The organism is Streptomyces sp. NBC_00887 (genome assembly GCF_045207585.1).
In genome coordinates this window covers 8801321-8816545 of record NZ_CP108788.1, presented here as the reverse complement: position 1 = coordinate 8816545, position 15225 = coordinate 8801321, and the positions used below count along the sequence as shown (strand labels likewise).

Annotated in this window: 14 protein-coding genes; 9 read left to right on the top strand and 5 right to left on the bottom strand. The window is 69.9% G+C overall.

What is annotated here, in order from left to right:
* Positions 1–60 precede the first annotated feature (60 nt).
* A complete protein-coding gene (locus OG844_RS40210) occupies positions 61–1812 on the top strand; it encodes a glycoside hydrolase family 35 protein (protein ID WP_406388458.1) in 1752 nt (583 codons plus the stop codon).
* Positions 1813–1958: 146 nt separating this feature from the next.
* Here the strand turns inward: OG844_RS40210 and OG844_RS40205 are convergent, their stop codons facing one another.
* The 3 genes from OG844_RS40205 to OG844_RS40195 all read right to left on the bottom strand — a co-directional run bounded on the left by OG844_RS40205 (position 1959) and on the right by OG844_RS40195 (position 5148).
* Positions 1959–2948, bottom strand: coding sequence for an MASE1 domain-containing protein (locus OG844_RS40205; protein ID WP_406388460.1), 990 nt, complete (start codon positions 2946–2948; stop codon positions 1959–1961).
* A 72-nt stretch (positions 2949–3020) separates the two neighbouring features.
* Positions 3021–3848 (bottom strand): PP2C family protein-serine/threonine phosphatase, encoded by an 828-nt coding sequence (locus tag OG844_RS40200; protein ID WP_406388461.1) that lies wholly within the window; start codon positions 3846–3848, stop codon positions 3021–3023.
* A gap of 223 nt (positions 3849–4071) precedes the next feature.
* The gene (locus OG844_RS40195) at positions 4072–5148 is read right to left on the bottom strand and encodes a LacI family DNA-binding transcriptional regulator (RefSeq protein ID WP_406388463.1); all 1077 of its coding nucleotides are present in this window, start codon (positions 5146–5148) and stop codon (positions 4072–4074) included.
* A gap of 184 nt (positions 5149–5332) precedes the next feature.
* On the opposite strand from OG844_RS40195, the gene OG844_RS40190 reads away from it, so the two are divergent.
* From OG844_RS40190 to OG844_RS40165, 6 genes are all read left to right on the top strand, one after another.
* Positions 5333–6259, top strand: a complete 927-nt coding sequence (locus OG844_RS40190) for a carbohydrate ABC transporter permease (protein WP_406388465.1) — start codon at positions 5333–5335, stop codon at positions 6257–6259.
* Between the two features lie 3 nt (positions 6260–6262).
* A complete protein-coding gene (locus OG844_RS40185; RefSeq protein ID WP_406388467.1) occupies positions 6263–7234 on the top strand; it encodes a carbohydrate ABC transporter permease in 972 nt (323 codons plus the stop codon).
* A 61-nt stretch (positions 7235–7295) separates the two neighbouring features.
* Positions 7296–8627, top strand: coding sequence for an ABC transporter substrate-binding protein (locus OG844_RS40180; protein WP_406388468.1), 1332 nt, complete (start codon positions 7296–7298; stop codon positions 8625–8627).
* A 191-nt stretch (positions 8628–8818) separates the two neighbouring features.
* Positions 8819–9916 (top strand): hypothetical protein, encoded by a 1098-nt coding sequence (locus OG844_RS40175; RefSeq protein ID WP_406388470.1) that lies wholly within the window; start codon positions 8819–8821, stop codon positions 9914–9916.
* 149 nt (positions 9917–10065) lie between these two features.
* Complete coding sequence (locus tag OG844_RS40170; protein ID WP_406388472.1) at positions 10066–10521, top strand: Rieske (2Fe-2S) protein; 456 nt, start codon at positions 10066–10068, stop codon at positions 10519–10521.
* Positions 10522–10664: 143 nt separating this feature from the next.
* Complete coding sequence (locus OG844_RS40165; RefSeq protein ID WP_406388473.1) at positions 10665–11135, top strand: pyridoxamine 5'-phosphate oxidase family protein; 471 nt, start codon at positions 10665–10667, stop codon at positions 11133–11135.
* 33 nt (positions 11136–11168) lie between these two features.
* Here OG844_RS40165 and OG844_RS40160 read toward each other — a convergent pair whose 3' ends face one another.
* Entirely contained in the window at positions 11169–12068 is a 900-nt protein-coding gene (locus OG844_RS40160; protein WP_406388475.1) for a LysR family transcriptional regulator, read from the bottom strand.
* Positions 12069–12142: 74 nt separating this feature from the next.
* Between OG844_RS40160 and OG844_RS40155 the strand changes: the two genes are divergently transcribed.
* Positions 12143–13144: a DMT family transporter gene (locus OG844_RS40155; RefSeq protein WP_406388476.1), complete on the top strand. Its 1002-nt coding sequence runs from the start codon at positions 12143–12145 to the stop codon at positions 13142–13144.
* Here OG844_RS40155 and OG844_RS40150 read toward each other — a convergent pair.
* On the bottom strand, positions 13131–14462 hold the full coding sequence (locus tag OG844_RS40150) for an aminotransferase class I/II-fold pyridoxal phosphate-dependent enzyme (RefSeq protein ID WP_406388478.1): 1332 nt from the start codon (positions 14460–14462) through the stop codon (positions 13131–13133). The genes OG844_RS40155 and OG844_RS40150 overlap by 14 nt on opposite strands.
* 35 nt (positions 14463–14497) lie before the next feature.
* Between OG844_RS40150 and OG844_RS40145 the strand changes: the two genes are divergently transcribed.
* Entirely contained in the window at positions 14498–15193 is a 696-nt protein-coding gene (locus tag OG844_RS40145; protein WP_406388480.1) for a pyridoxamine 5'-phosphate oxidase family protein, read from the top strand.
* Positions 15194–15225 lie beyond the last annotated feature (32 nt).

The window sequence follows — 15225 nt, the reverse complement described above, 5'->3', positions numbered from 1 at the left end:
ATTCCGGCCGCCGTGCGCCGGATCGCTCGCGCACCCCCTTGAGCACAGGAGCAGCAGCACATGTCCGTTCTTCAGATCGACGACGGCGGATTCCGACTCGACGGTGAACCCTTCCGGGTCCTGTCCGGTGGGCTGCACTACTTCCGGGTCCATCCGGCGCAGTGGGCAGACCGACTCCGCAAGGCCCGCCTCATGGGTCTCAACACGGTCGAGACGTATGTCCCCTGGAACCTCCACCAGCCGCGTCCGGACCGGTTCCACATGGACGGCGGACTCGACCTGCCCGCCTTCCTCGGCCTCGCCGCCGCGGAAGGCCTCCACGTCCTGCTCCGTCCCGGGCCCTACATCTGCGCCGAGTGGGAGGGCGGCGGCCTGCCCTCCTGGCTCCTGGAGCAGCCCGACATCCGCCTGCGCACCCGCGACCCCCGCTATCTCGCCGCGGTCGACGACTACTTCACCCGGCTCCTCACCCCGCTCCAGCCCTACTTCGCCACCCGCGGCGGACCGGTACTCGCCGTGCAGGTGGAGAACGAGTACGGGGCGTACGGCGACGACTCCGCCTACCTGGAGCACCTCGCCGACTCGCTGCGGCGCTGCGGTGTCGACGTGCCGCTGTTCACCTGCGACCAGCCCGCGGACCTGGAGCGTGGCGGGTTGCCGGGGGTCCTCGCCACGGCCAACTTCGGTAGCCGCTCCACCCAGAACCTCGCGGCTCTGCGCGCACACCGGCCGACCGGACCGCTGGTGTCCACGGAGTTCTGGATCGGCTGGTTCGACCGCTGGGGCGGCCACCACGTGGTCCGTGACCCGGACCAGGCGGCACAGGAGCTGGACGAGGCCCTGGCGGCCGGGGCCTCGGTGAACCTCTACATGTTCCACGGCGGCACGAACTTCGGCTTCACCAACGGCGCCAACGACAAGCACACCTACCGGCCGACCGTCACCTCCTACGACTACGACGCACCCCTCGACGAAGCCGGGGACCCCACCGAGAAGTTCACCGCATTCCGCGAGGTCATCGCCAAGTACGCACCGGTCCCCGCTGAGCCTGTTCCCGCGCGCGCGGACAAACTCGCCCTGGCGGCAGTGGCGTTGAACGAGAGTGCCGGCCTGTTCGACTGGGCTCCGAGCCTCGGTGACGCCGTCGGGTCCCTGAATCCGCTGACGATGGAGCAACTGCGCCAGGACTTCGGATTCGTCCTCTACGAGACGGTCCTGGCGGCCGCCGGACCCGCCCTGCTCGAACTGGAGCACGTCCGCGACCGCGCCCAGGTCTTCCTCGACGGCCGGAGCGTCGGGGTCCTGGAGCGGGAGAACCACGAGCACGCCCTCTCCTTCACCGTGCCCCGCGCGGGCTGCGTCCTCAGCCTGCTCGTCGAGAACCAGGGCCGCGTCAACTACGGGCCGGGCATCCACGACCGCAAGGGGCTGCCCGGCAGGCTCCTGCTGGACGGCACGGAGCTCGTCGGCTGGACCAACCGGCCGCTGCCTCTGACCTCTCTCGACGGACTGGGCTTCGCCGCCACGACCACGACGCCGACCGGTCCGACCTTCCACCGCGGGACCTTCGAACTCGCCGGTACGGCGGACACCTTCCTCCACCTCGACGGCTGGACCAAGGGCAGTGCGTGGATCAACGGTTTCGCACTGGGCCGCTACTGGTCCCGCGGGCCCCAGCGGTCCTTGTACGTCCCCGCGCCGGTGCTCCAGGAGGGCACCAACGAGATCGTCGTTCTCGAACTGCACGCGGCCCATCGCGCCCGTACCGTCGACTTCCGGGAGACCCACGACCTCGGCCCCACCGACGAGTAGGTGCAGGTCCGTCACCGGGCGTAAACACATGCCGCTGTCGGTGAGGGGTTGCTCGGGCGGGGGCGGGACGGGCCCCACTGCCGCAGCCGACGGTCCGGCGGCGCCTCCGACCCCCACCGGGTCCGGTGAGGGCACAAGTTGCGGTCTCAGGCGTCGGGGGGAGTACCGCGGCGGGACCCGTCGTTCTGGTGCGCGACCGCGTCGGAGAGCTGCGCGCACAGGCGCTCGATCTCGCCGTGGGTGCGGTTCCGTTCGGTGACGACCGCGGTGAGGAGCAGGGCGGTGAGGGAGACCGTGCCGTTGAACGCCTGGAGGGTGACCATGTTCGTGAGGAGGTCCTGGTGGGCGAAGGGGCCGGTCATCCGCCCGGAGGCGAGGATCGCGAGCGTGGAGACGCCCAGGGCGCACGGTGCGGCTCCCGCACGTTCGAAGCGGAACGAGGCCCAGATCAGGAAGGGGAACACGAGAAAGAGCAGAGATGAGCTGCCGGCGTTGGTCGCCAGGAGCGTCACGGTCAGGGTGCACGCCGCCAGTGCCGCCGCCTCGACCCAGATCATGGCGCTGACACCGCGTGGCCACCGGGCCCATCGGACCACGAGCAGGAAGGGGGTGACAACGAGCACGCCCATGGCATCGCCGGTCCACCACACGGACCAGGTCGGCCAGAAGCCGCTGGCCGGGAGTACCCCTGACAGCAGGAGGGTGCTGCTGCCGATGGTCGCGCTGATCAGCATGGGAGCCAGGGCGCCGAGGAAGACCAGGGCCAGCGCATCCTGCAGACGGTCGAGGCCGTTGTGGAAACCGGCGCGGTTCAGCAGCAGGTAGGAGCAGATCGGGGCGAAGGTGTTGCCGACGACGATCGCCAGTACCGAGGGGACCGTGGGGCCGATGGAGATGTTGACCGCGAGGGCGCCGACAGCGATTCCGGGCCAGACCCGCGCTCCGAACAGGAGCAGGGCGGCGACCGCGATACCGGTCGGCGGCCATAGGGGCGTGACCTGGCCACGCACCAGTTGCTGGAGCAGTCCCAGGCGGGCGGTCGCGTAGTAGAGGGCGGCGACCGCCAAAATCGTCAGAGCAGTGGCCTTGTGCCGCCCGATTTGTGAGAAGTCCACCACATCAGCATCAGACACCATCCCGAGCGGTCAGGGCCTGACGGACGCGCCGACGCCACGGCCATGCAGGCGGGCGGTACGTCTGCGTCTGTACTACCGGGTGCCCGGCGGCCCCTCGTAGCGGACGACGAGAACGGCGGCATCGTCATCGTGTCCGGTGCGGTCCGCGACCCGGATCACCCGCGAGGCCAGGACGTCGGGCGCGACACCATGTGCGGAGGCCACCAGCCCCGCCACCTCCGCCAGCCCCTCCTCGATCGGGTAGGCCGGTCCTTCCACGACGCCGTCGGTCAGCAGGACGAGGTAGCCGGGCTGCGTCACGCGTCGGTGGACTACCGGGTAGCTCTGGCCGGGCAGAATCCCCAGAGGGACCCCGCCGGCGTCCAGGGACACACCCGAATCACCCGCGTCGGTGCCCCACACCATCGGGACGTGGCCGGCCCGGGCTATACGGAGATCGCCGCTCTGCGGTACGAAGCTCAGCAGGCAACAGGTGGTGAAGAGGTCGCCGCCGAGCGAGATCAGCAAGTCATTGGCGCTGGTCAGCACCTCCCCGGGGTCGGCCGTGACACTGGCGAGGGCCCGCAGGCTGGCCCGCGCCTCCCCCATGAAGGCGGCGGCCTCCACTCCGTGGCCCTGCACATCGCCGATGACCACCCCCGCCACCCCGTCCCTCATCGGGAAGGCGTCGTAGAAGTCACCGCCGACAGCAAGACCGTCCTGCGAGGGCGCGTACCGGGCCGCCAGTCGGACGCCCGGAAAATCGGGCAGTTCGGCAGGGAGCATGTGCCGCTGCAGCGCCATGCCGAGCTCCGCCCGGGCACGCTGGAGCCTGACGTTCTCCAGTGCCTGATCGACAAGGCGCCCAAGGGTGAGGAGAAGTTCCTGGGTGCTGTCCGGCGCTCTGCGGTGTCGGTACATGACATTCCTGAGGATTCCGTTCCCCCTGATCAAACCCTAGCCCGGTCGCCGCCACCTGGCGCGGACGGCCGGCACCCGCCCGGCCGCGGCGGGGGTGCGATCCCCTCCGCCGGCATGCGGCGGCGCCATCCCCATGCCGGGTGAGGCGGGCCCGTGGATCAGCCCGTCCGCCCGCGAGATGTCCGACGAAGCCGTGAGGCCGCAGCCGGTGGTCCGAAGGAGATCAGACCTCCGTATACGGAGCCGTGCTCGCGCGCACGACCAGCCGGGTCGGCACCAGCGTCGTGCCGCCCTCCACGGCCTTGCCACCCAGCTCCGCCAGGATGGCGTCGACGCACAACTCCCCCACCCGGGCGAAGTCCTGGTGGACGGTGGTCAGAGGCGGGATGAAGGAGGCGCTCTCGGTGATGTCGTCGAAGCCCACGACGCTCATGTCCTCGGGTACGCGCTTTCCGCGCTCATGGAGTGCCCTCAGCACGCCGAGTGCCATCTGGTCGTTCGCCACGAACACCGCGGTGCAGTCGGGCTCGTCGGCCAGCCGCAGGCCCGCCTCGTAGCCGGATGCGGGGGCCCAGTCGCCCCGCAGCAGGGGCGGCACCTCCCGCCCCTCCTCACGCAGCGCCGACTCCCAGGCGACCGCGCGGCGACCCGCCGCGAACGACTCCTCCGGGCCCGCCAGGTGCCAGACCGTACGGTGCCCGAGTTCGAGGAGGTGGCGCACGGCCGTACGGGCACCCTGGTGCTGGTCGGTGTCCACCACGTGGAAGCGGTCGCCGGCGTCCGAGTCCACCACGACGACGGTCACATGCGGCGGCAGGGTCAGCAACGCCGTGTCGAGCAGGTGCACTTCCATGATCAGGACGACCGCGTCGACCGCGAGTTCGTCGAGCCGCGTGAAGGCTCCTCTGACGTTGTCCTGGGTCGGGGCGTCGATCGGGATCAGCGTGACCGCGTACCCCGCGTGCGAGGCGAACTTCGCGATGGCTTCCAGGGTCCGCACGTTGCCGGTGCTGGACAGGCTCATGGTGATGACGCCGATGGTCCGGAAGTCGCCTCGCTTGAGAGCGCGGGCGGCGCTGTTGGGCCGGTAGCCGAGCTCCTTCATGGCGTCCAGCACCTTCTGCCGGGTCCGGTCGATGACGGCCGGGTCCCCGTTGGACACCCGGGAGACCGTCTGCGACGAGACGCCGGCGACCCGGGCGACGTCAGCCATCGACACCCGTGGCTGCCTGCCTTTCGCGGCGCGGCGGCCGCCCTTGTCCACCGTCTCCGCACGAGCGGCCGCGTCTTTCTCCGTCACCGGTCTTCCTTCCATCGACTCCCACCCCATGCTTGACGACCCCCACCGGGAGTGTCACCATCACGCTACCGATGATTACGTAAACATTTCTCATCGGGCACAGCCTGATCCGGCCGCTTCCGGCCCGAAGGCCCTCGTCCCTCCTCACAACGGACCGGTCGGTCACCGACACAAGGAACCAGCCATGACGCTCCTGCCGACTCCGGCGAAGGCACTACCACCACCCCGCGTGCGAGCGCGCTCCCGCCTCCGCAGGCAGGCCCTCGTCGGGTGGGGGTTCGCAGGTCCGTTCGTCGCGGTCTTCGGCCTCGTCTTCCTTGCGCCGATCGGATACGCGCTGTATCTCAGCCTCTTCCGCGACCGGCTCATCGGCGGGAACTCCTTCGTCGGCATGGACAACTACCAGCAGGCGCTGACGGACCCGCAGTTCTGGGAGGGACTGGCCAGGGTCGGGCTGTTCCTGGCCGTACAGGTGCCCATCATGCTGGGCATCGCGCTGCTGGTCGCGCTGGCCATCGACAGCGGGCGTCTGTACGGCAAGGCCTTCTTCCGCATATCGATCTTCCTGCCCTACGCCGTACCCGCGGTCGTCGCGAGCCTGATGTGGGGCTTCATCTACGGCACCCGGTTCGGTCTGGTCGGCAACATCAACGACGCCTTCGGCGTCGCCCTTCCCGACCCGCTCTCCCCCGCACTGGTGCTCACCTCCATCGGCAACATCGTGACCTGGGAATTCGTCGGGTACAACATGCTGATCTTCTACTCGGCGCTCAAGGTCGTGCCCCGCTCGCTCCACGAAGCCGCCGCGATCGACGGCGCCGGCGAGTGGCGGGTCATCACCGCGGTCAAGCTGCCGGCGATCCGCGGCGCCCTGGTCATCGCGACGATCTTCTCGGTCATCGGCAGCTTCCAGCTCTTCAACGAGCCGAGCATCCTGCAGAAGCTCGCCCCGAACGCGATCACGAGCGACTTCACCCCCAACCTCTACACCTACTCGCTGTCCTTCTCCGGCCGGCAGCACAACTACGCGGCCACGGTGGCGATCGTGATGGGCGTCATCACCGCGATCATCGCGTACAGCGTCCAGCTGCGCGGAATGCGGAAGGGCTGAGCCATGACCACGAACCTCGCCGGAGTCGACGCGAACGCCGCGGACCCCGCCGGCCCCGCCGGGACCGCGCGCACCTCCCGGGGATCCGGCCGGCCGGCCCTGCGGCCCCGCCGTCGCCCCCACACCCCGCTCAACCCCCGCCCCAGCATCCCGCTGACCCTCCTGACCGGACTGGTCCTCCTCTACTCACTGCTTCCGCTGGCCTGGCTGGTCATCAACGCGACCAAGGACCAGAAGGGCCTGCTCGGGTCCTCGGGCCTGTGGTTCGGCGAGGACTTCAACCTCTGGGACAACATCTCCCGGACGCTGGCCTACGACGACGGTGTCTTCGTCCGCTGGCTGCTCAACACCCTTCTGTACGTCGCCGCGGGAGCCGGCGGCGCCACGATCCTCGCCGTCCTGGGCGGATACGCCCTGGCCAAGTACCGATTCCCCGGCCGGCGCGCCGTGTTCGCGGTCGTCATCGGTGCGGTGGCCGTGCCGGGCACGGCTCTCGCGGTACCCACGTTCCTGATGTTCAGCAGCATGGGCCTGACGAACACCCCGTGGGCCGTCATCATCCCCTCCCTGATCTCCCCGTTCGGGCTCTACCTGATGTGGGTGTTCGCCGCCGAGGCGGTACCCGCGGAACTCCTCGAAGCGGCCCGCGTCGACGGCTCAGGCGAACTGCGCACCTTCTTCCGCATCGCCCTGCCGCTGTTGATGCCGGGAACGGTCACCGTGCTGCTCTTCTCCATGGTCGCGACCTGGAACAACTACTTCCTGCCGCTGATCATGATCAAGGACCCGGACTGGTACCCGCTCACCCTCGGTCTCAACGCCTGGAACGCCCAGGCCCAGACGGCAGGCGGCGAGGCCGTCTTCGACCTCATCATCACCGGCTCCCTGCTCACGATCGTGCCGATCGTCGTGATCTTCCTCCTGCTCCAGCGGTACTGGCAGTCCGGCCTGGCCGCAGGCAGCGTCAAGGAGTGAATCCGCCCCCACACGCGCCCTCCCCTCCCCTTCCCCGAGCACCGAACCAGGAGCACCACGCATGAGGACACACAGCACTCGCCGGCTTCTCGCCGCGGTCGCCGCGGTCTGCGCCATCACCCTCGCCGCGACCGCCTGCGGCTCCTCCGATCCGGCCGAGGACGGCGACACGAAGGACGTCGCGTCCGCGCTGGCGAAGGGAGGCAAGATAACGGTGTGGGCCTGGGAACCCACGCTCAAGACGGTGGTTGCCGACTTCGAGAAGAAGTACCCGAAGGTCGACGTCGAACTCGTCAACGCGGGCACCGGCGACAAGCAGTACAGCGCTCTGCAGAACGCCATCGCCGCCGGCTCCGGCGCCCCCGACGTGGCGCAGATCGAGTACTACGCCCTCGGCCAGTTCGCGATCGGCAAGTCCGTGGAGGACCTCGCCGGCTACGGCGCCGCCGGACACGACAAGAAGTTCACCAACGGCCCCTGGAACGCCGTGACGTACGACAAGGCCGTCTACGCCCTGCCCATGGACTCCGGCCCGATGGCGCTGTTCTACAACAAGAAGGTCTTCGACAAGCACCACATCGAGGTCCCCACCACGTGGGACGAGTACGTCGAGGCAGCGCGCACCCTGCACAAGGCCGACCCCAAGGTCTTCATCACCAACGACACCGGCGACGCGGGCGCCACCACCAGCCTCATCTGGCAGGCGGGTGGCCGTCCGTACAAGGCCGAAGGCGCCGACGTCACGGTCGACTTCAAGGACGCGGGCACCAGGACGTACACCAGCACCTGGCAGAAGCTGCTGGACGAGGACCTGATCGCACCGATCAGCTCCTGGAGCGACGAGTGGTACAAGGGCCTGGCCGACGGCAGCATCGCCACCCTGTCCATCGGCGCCTGGATGCCCGCCAACTTCACCTCGGGCGTCGCCTCCGCGTCCGGTGACTGGCGCGTGGCCCCGCTCCCCCAGTGGACCAAGGGCAGGACGGACAGCGCCGAGAACGGGGGCAGTTCCCTCGCCGTCCCGAAGGCCGCCAAGAACAGGGAACTGGCTTACGCCTTCGCCGAGTTCGCGACCACGGGCGCCGGCGCCACGGCCCGCGTCGGCGAAGGCGCCTTCCCCGCCACCCGGGCGGACCTGGAATCGAAGACCTTCCTGGAGACCGCGTTCCCCTACTTCGGCGGCCAGCAGGCCAACAAGGTCTTCGCCGACTCGGCCCGCAACGTGGGCAGCGACTGGTCGTACCTGCCGTACCAGGTGTACGCGAACTCCGTCTTCAACGACACCGTGGGCAAGTCGTACGTCTCCTCGACCCCCCTGTCGCAGGGGCTGGAAGCCTGGGAGCAGTCCAGCATCAAGTACGGCAACGACCAGGGGTTCAACGTCAACAAGTAGTCCGGGGAACGAGGCGGCGGCTGTGCGGGACCTCTTCGGCACAGCCGCCTTCCCTGATCCGCAAACGGGTCTCCAGGGCTGTCCGAGCGGGGACTTGGGTTCGCGGAAGCGCCGATGAGCTGTGTGATGATGCACCGATGTCAACCGTCTCAGGGGAGAGACCGGGCGGGTGAGAAGGGCGGGAACACAGCGTGCGCAAGGGTGGGGCATCCATACCGGACGAGGAGTGGGAGCGCTTTCTGCGGGAGGCCGAGGCGGGGATTCCGGGCGCGCCCGAGGAACCTTCGGCGCGTGCCCGGATGGTGGCGCGGCGGCTGCGTGAGGCGCCCGGTCGGCCGGAGGGGTGGCGAACCCACCAACCGCGGCGGCCGCGAACGGGAAAAGGCTGGTACGCGGTCGGTCTGCTGGTGGTGGTCGTCCTGCTGGTCGTGGTGATGATTCCGGGGCGGGTGGCCGGGTGGTTCGGAGTCGGAGTCGGTGGGAGTGCGCCGCTCGCCGCCGAGTCGGAACGTCCGGACCAGCCGCCGGCGAATGAGCTGGCGGCCCTACCACCCACGTTGGAGGAGCCGTTCAGGGGGTCGCCGGCGGAGCGGTGGGGCGACGGGACGGCATCACTCGTCCTGCCTGCGGCACGGGTGACCGGCTGGATGAGCAAGGAGCAGGTCGCACAGGCGCTCGACCGGACCCGAGACTTCCTCGCGGAGTCCAGCCTGGATCCTGGTGTGCTGCGCGGGGAGCGGCCGGGGAAGGCGATCGCGTTGATCAATCCGTACCAGCAGGACGTCAACGACTACCTGGCGACCGCGTTCCGCGCCCCGAGCCGGGAGAACAATCCTCTGAAGCTGTTCAGCCGTTTCGCGGAAACGAAGACGCGGCTTGTCGGGAACGTGGTCAGGACACGCGGACGGATCACGTACCAGGAGGGTGAGCGCGGCGCGGTCGAGGTAGCCACTGATGTCACGTACGTCTATCCGGTCGTACGCGCTGCGGCAGGAAGTGACGAAGTCACCCGCACCATTGTGCGCCGCGAGGTCGTCATGAGCTGGGACGACCCGTCGAAGGTGAAGATCAGGCCCGGGACGTTCTCCCTCGTCTCCTACAAGTCGGACACCACCAACGGCGGCTGTGACACCTACACCGGCTACTTCACCCCCGAGTTCAGGGCCGAACGCGCGGCCAACGGCTCGGGGGACGGCCCCGAGGTCGACCCGTACGACCGGAGCACGTCGTTGGAGGCGCGCATCCGTGAGAGCGGCGAAGCAGGGTGCGGGAGAGCCACACGGCTGTGATCAGGTGGGGGCGGGTGCGCGGCGCACGGGATCCGGCGTCCGAGGGGATGTATGAGGTGGGGGCGGGAACTTCGCCGGCGTCTGAACACGGGAGCTCTTCGGTCCGTACCACTGACGACGTCATGTATTCCGATGAAGGGAAAGCCGGCATGAGCGCATCGCAGGAGCGCCAGGTCCACTTCGGGCGCCGCACCGTCGTCGCGGCGGTCGGCGCAGCCGGAGTGGCCGCCGCACTCACCGCGTGCGGCGGCTCGAAGGACTCGGGCGGTTCGGACACGGTTCAGCCCGCCGGGGAGGGGGACGGTGCGAACGGGGGCGGCACGGTCCTCGCAAGCACCGCCGATATTCCTGAGGGAGGCGGAATGGTGTTCGCCGACCGGGGGGTCGTGGTGACGCAGCCCACGGCCGGTGAGTTCAAGGCCTTCTCCTCGAAGTGCACCCACCAGGGCTGCGCGGTGAAGGAAATCTCGAACGGAACCATCAACTGCCCTTGTCACGGCAGCACTTTCGACGCGGCGACCGGCAGCGTGACGAACGGTCCGGCGACCCAGGCGTTGCCGGCCAAGGAGATCAAGGTCGAGGGCGACTCGATCACGCTCGTGTAGCCGGGCGAGCGTGTACGGATCATCGCGGGGGCAGTCGGCAGGCACCCCCGCGATGGCCTCGGCCTGCTCCACCCGAGTGGACTTCCGGAGGTAGAGCCTCCATGATTCCGGACACCCGGTCGGACAGCAGGAGAGGCACCCCCATGACCGTCACCCAGCGTCGCGGCCGTCGGATCATGATGACGGACCCGGAACGGGACACCTATCTCGGCGAGCAGCGCACCTGCCGGGTGGCCACGGTCTCCGCCGAGGGGATGCCCCACGTCGGGGCGCTCTGGTTCGTGTGGGACGGCACGTCCCTCTGGCTGTACTCGCTCACCCGGAGCCGGCGCTGGGCACAGCTGCGGCAGAACCCGAAGGTAGCGGTGGTGGTGGACGACGGGGTGGAGTACGGAGACCTGCGCGGAGTGGAGCTGTCCGGCGAGGCGGAGGTCGTCGGCGAAGCACCCCGTACGGGCGAGGTGTGTGCCGAACTCGAGCTGCCGGAGCAGCTCTTCGCTTCGAAGTACTTCGGCCTGGACACGCTGCCGCACGACGGACGGCACGCCTGGCTGCGGCTCACGCCCGAGGCCGTCACCTCCTGGGACTTCCGTAAGCTGGCCGGCCTCTCCTGAAACCCGGCCCGCCGCTACGGGACCGGTACCGGATCACAGTGCCCGTCCTGCGTCACGCAGGGCCGCGACGGCTGCCCGGATCGACGGACGCCGGTCCGCGTCCGTCCGCCACACCGCGTGGATGTGGCGTCGCATCCTCTGCCGTACGGGCACCATGCACACCCCCTCCGGGACCGGTCCGCGGCCGAGCCGGGGCGTCACACAGACGCCGAATCCGGCCGCGATCAGGGCGAGTTGGGTGTGGTGCTCGCCCGCGAGGTGCGAGATGCGGGGCTCGACGCCCACGGACCGCAGGGTGAACATCAGCCAGTCGTAGCAGAATTCGCCCTCCGGCCAGGAGACCCACTCGTCGTCGGCGAAGTCCTCGAGGTCCACCTCCGTCCGGTCCGCGAGCGGATGCCCGGCCGGCATGGCGATGTCCGGTACGTCTTCGAGGAGTTCGGCCTTGGCCAGACCACCCGGCACCGGCAGGCGCTTGTTGCTCCAGTCGAGCACCACGGCCAGGTCCATGTCGCCCCGGAGCACGGCGCGAATGGCTCGCTCCGGCTCCAGCTCCACCGTGCGTACCTTCAGTTCGGGATGATCCCGGCGCAGTGCGGTGAGGGCGGCGGGGAACAGCCCTCGCGCGGCGGTCGGAAAGGCCGCCAGCCGCACTTCACCCACCACCTCGCCGCGCTGGGCCTCGATGTCGGACTGGGCCAGCTCCACCTGCGACAGGATGCGTGCGGCATGGTCGGCGAGCAGCTGACCGGCATCGGTCAGCCGGACGCCCCGGCCGTTCTTGGCGAGGAGCTGCTGGCCCACCTCGCGTTCCAGCTTGGCCATCTGCTGCGACACCGCCGACGTGGTGACGTGAAGACCCTCGGCAGCGCCGCTCACCGAGCCGTGCCGGGCGAGGGCATCCAGGGTGCGCAGGCGCTCCAGATTCAACATGTAAGCAATGCTACGCGAATGAAGCCACTAAATCTCACTTGTCCTACGCGGTTCTTGTTGTCATCGTTGACCCCATGAGCGCTCCCTCCGCACCGGCGACGGTGCCGTCCGCCGGTATCCCCCGGCCCATCACACCCTCCCCCGGCCGGCGTCGGGCCGTGGACTGGCGCATCCGGTTCGTGGTGCTCTCCCTCATCTGGGGCTTCAGCTTCCTGCTCATCAAGGTCGGCACCCACGGGTACGCCCCCTTCCAGGTCACCTTCGGCCGACTGCTGTTCGGTACGGCGGTGCTCGCCGTCGCCATCGCGGTGCGCCGCGAACGGCTGCCGCGTTCCGGCCGGACCTGGGGCCATCTCTTCGTCGCCGCGTTCCTCCTCAACGCGCTGCCCTTCTCGCTCTTCGCCTACGCCGAGCTGACCATCCCGTCCACGCTCGCCGGGATCTGCAACGCCACCTCGCCCCTGTGGGGCATGGCCCTCTCGCTCGTCGCGCTCTCCGAGGACCGGCCGACCCGCCGCCGCGTCGCGGGACTCGGCCTCGGCTTCATCGGCGTGCTGACCGTCCTGGGCGCCTGGCAGGGCTTCTCCGGACTGGACTTCGGCGGTACGGCCATGGCCCTGCTCGCCTCGCTCAGCTATCCGATCGGCTGGATCTACGTACGCCGCACGCTGGCGGGCACCGGCTCCTCGGCGCTGGCGATGACCGGTAGCCAGCTCTTCCTCGGGACGCTGCAACTGGCCGTCGTCACACCGATGTTCACCTCGCTCCCCGAGCGCTTCCCGCTGCTCCCGACGCTCTCCGTCATCGCTCTGGGAGCGCTCGGAACAGGGCTCGCGCTGCTCATGCAGTACGGGCTCGTCCAGGAGGTCGGCCCGACGACGGCCCAGATGGTCACCTACTTCATCCCGGTCATCGCCACCGCGGCCGGCGTGGCCGTGCTAGGCGAACAGCTGAGCTGGAACACCCCGGTCGGCGCCCTGGTGGTCCTCGCGGGTGCCGCACTCACCCAGAGCAGACCCCGTCCGTCCATCAAGCCCGCACGGGTGCCGGGGCGCCGCCCGTTCAGCCGTAGGTGATGGGCGCGGCCGGCTGCGCCGCGGCCGCCACCGCGTCCGCCAGGGGTTCGATGTCCGCCCCGGTCAGCGATGACACGGTCAGTCGCACCCCCTGCGGTGCGACGTTCCGGAAGCGCGCACCCGGGGCCACCGCCCAGCCCGCGTGCAGCAGTCTGGTCACGGCGCCGGTCTCGTCGCCGACGGGGACCCAGACGTTCATCCCGCTCCGCCCGCGCGCCGGCACGCCACGGTCCTCCAGCGCCAGGACGAGCGCGTCACGGCGCTCACCGTAGGCCCTCGCGACCGCGACGACGTCGACGGCTCCGGAGGTCCACAGGTGCACCACCGCCCGCTGGAGCAGGGTGCTGACCCAGCCCGGCCCCAGCCTCTGCCTGCCGGTCACACGGTCGACAGTAACCGCGTCCCCGGTCAGCACGGCGACCCGCAGATCCGGTCCGTACGCCTTCGCGACGGACCGTACGAAGGCCCAGCGGTCCGTGGATCCCACCAGCGGGTGCAGCGGCAGGTCGACGATGGCGTGACCATGATCGTCCTCGATCAGGAGCACCCCGGGGTACCGCGCGAGAACGGACCGCAGCTCCTTCGCCCGGTCTGCCCCCACCGCCGCCCCGGTCGGGTTCTGCGCCCGGCCGGTCACGATCAGCGCCTTGGCCCCCGCCCTCAGCGCGCGCTCCACGTCGCCGGGCAGCGGCCCCTCGTCGTCCACGGCGACGGGCGCGGCACGCAGGCCGAGGGCCGGGACCAGATCCAGCAGGCTCCCCCACCCGGGGTCTTCGACGGCGACCGCGTCACCGGGTCTGAGATGGGCCGACAGCACGCGTTCGATCGCGTCGAGGGATCCCGAGGTGACCGCCACGGGCCCCGCGGGCACACCGTCGGCATCCAGTTCCGCCCGGACGAACGCCGCGAGTTCGGGGATCACGGGAGCATCCCCGTACAGCCGGGGCTTCAGCGCGTTCGCCCGCGCGGCCACGGCCAGCGCTTCGCCGAGGTCGGGCAGCAGGGCCGGATCGGGGTTGCCGGACCCCAGGTCCCGCACACCCGGCGGCGCGTCGATCCGGAGCGAGCCGCGGGAGGTGCTCGCAGGGCGTTGCCTCACCCTGCTGCCCCTGCGCCCCGCGGTCTCGATCACTCCGCGCTCACGGAGCGTCCGGTAGGCGGCGGCCACCGTATTCGGATTGACCCCCAGCACCGACGCCAACTCCCGCATAGGCGGCAGCACATGGCCGGGGGCGAGGTCGCCCGAACCCACCCCGCGCTCCACGCTCGCGGCAATGTCCGATGCGCGCCGCCCGCCGATCCGATACTCTCCTAGCACAAACATGATTATGCACTAGTGCAATGGAGAGCGCAATGCCGGACACCGCAACGCCCGACAGCACCGGCCAGGCAGTCGCAGCCCCGTACGAGCCGACCGAGCGCACGGTCCCGAGCCGTGCCAGGCAACGCGCTTCGTACGACCGGGAGGTCGTCCACTCGATACTCGACGAGGGCTACCTCTGCCATCTCGGATTCGTCCGCGACGGGGCACCGGTCGTGCTCCCGACCCTCTTCGGCAGGGTCGGCGAGCGGCTGTACGTGCACGGCTCGACCGGATCCCGGCCGCTGCGCACGGCGGGCGCGTCGGATCCGGGCCTGGCGGTCTGCCTGACGGTCACGCTCGTCGACGGCCTGGTGCTGGCCCGGTCCGCGTTCCACCACTCCATGAACTACCGCTCCGTGGTGGTGCACGGAGTCGCCCGCACGGTGACCGACCCCGAGGAACGGCGCGTGGCCCTCGACGCCATCGTCGATCAGGTCGTTCCCGGCAGGTCGCTGGACTCCCGGCCGGCCGACGCGAAGGAACTCGCCGCCACGGCGGTCATCCGGCTGGACCTCGACGAGGTCTCCGCCAAGGTACGCACCGGAGGGCCGAACGACGACGAGGCAGACCTCACGCTGCCGTACTGGGCGGGTGTGGTGCCGCTGGCCCACGGCTACGCCGCACCGGTTCCGTCCGACGACCTCGACCCCGCCGTGCCCGTACCGGACTACCTGGCCGCTCTCTGACACGCCTCTTCGTGTGCCGGGCCCGTCACGTG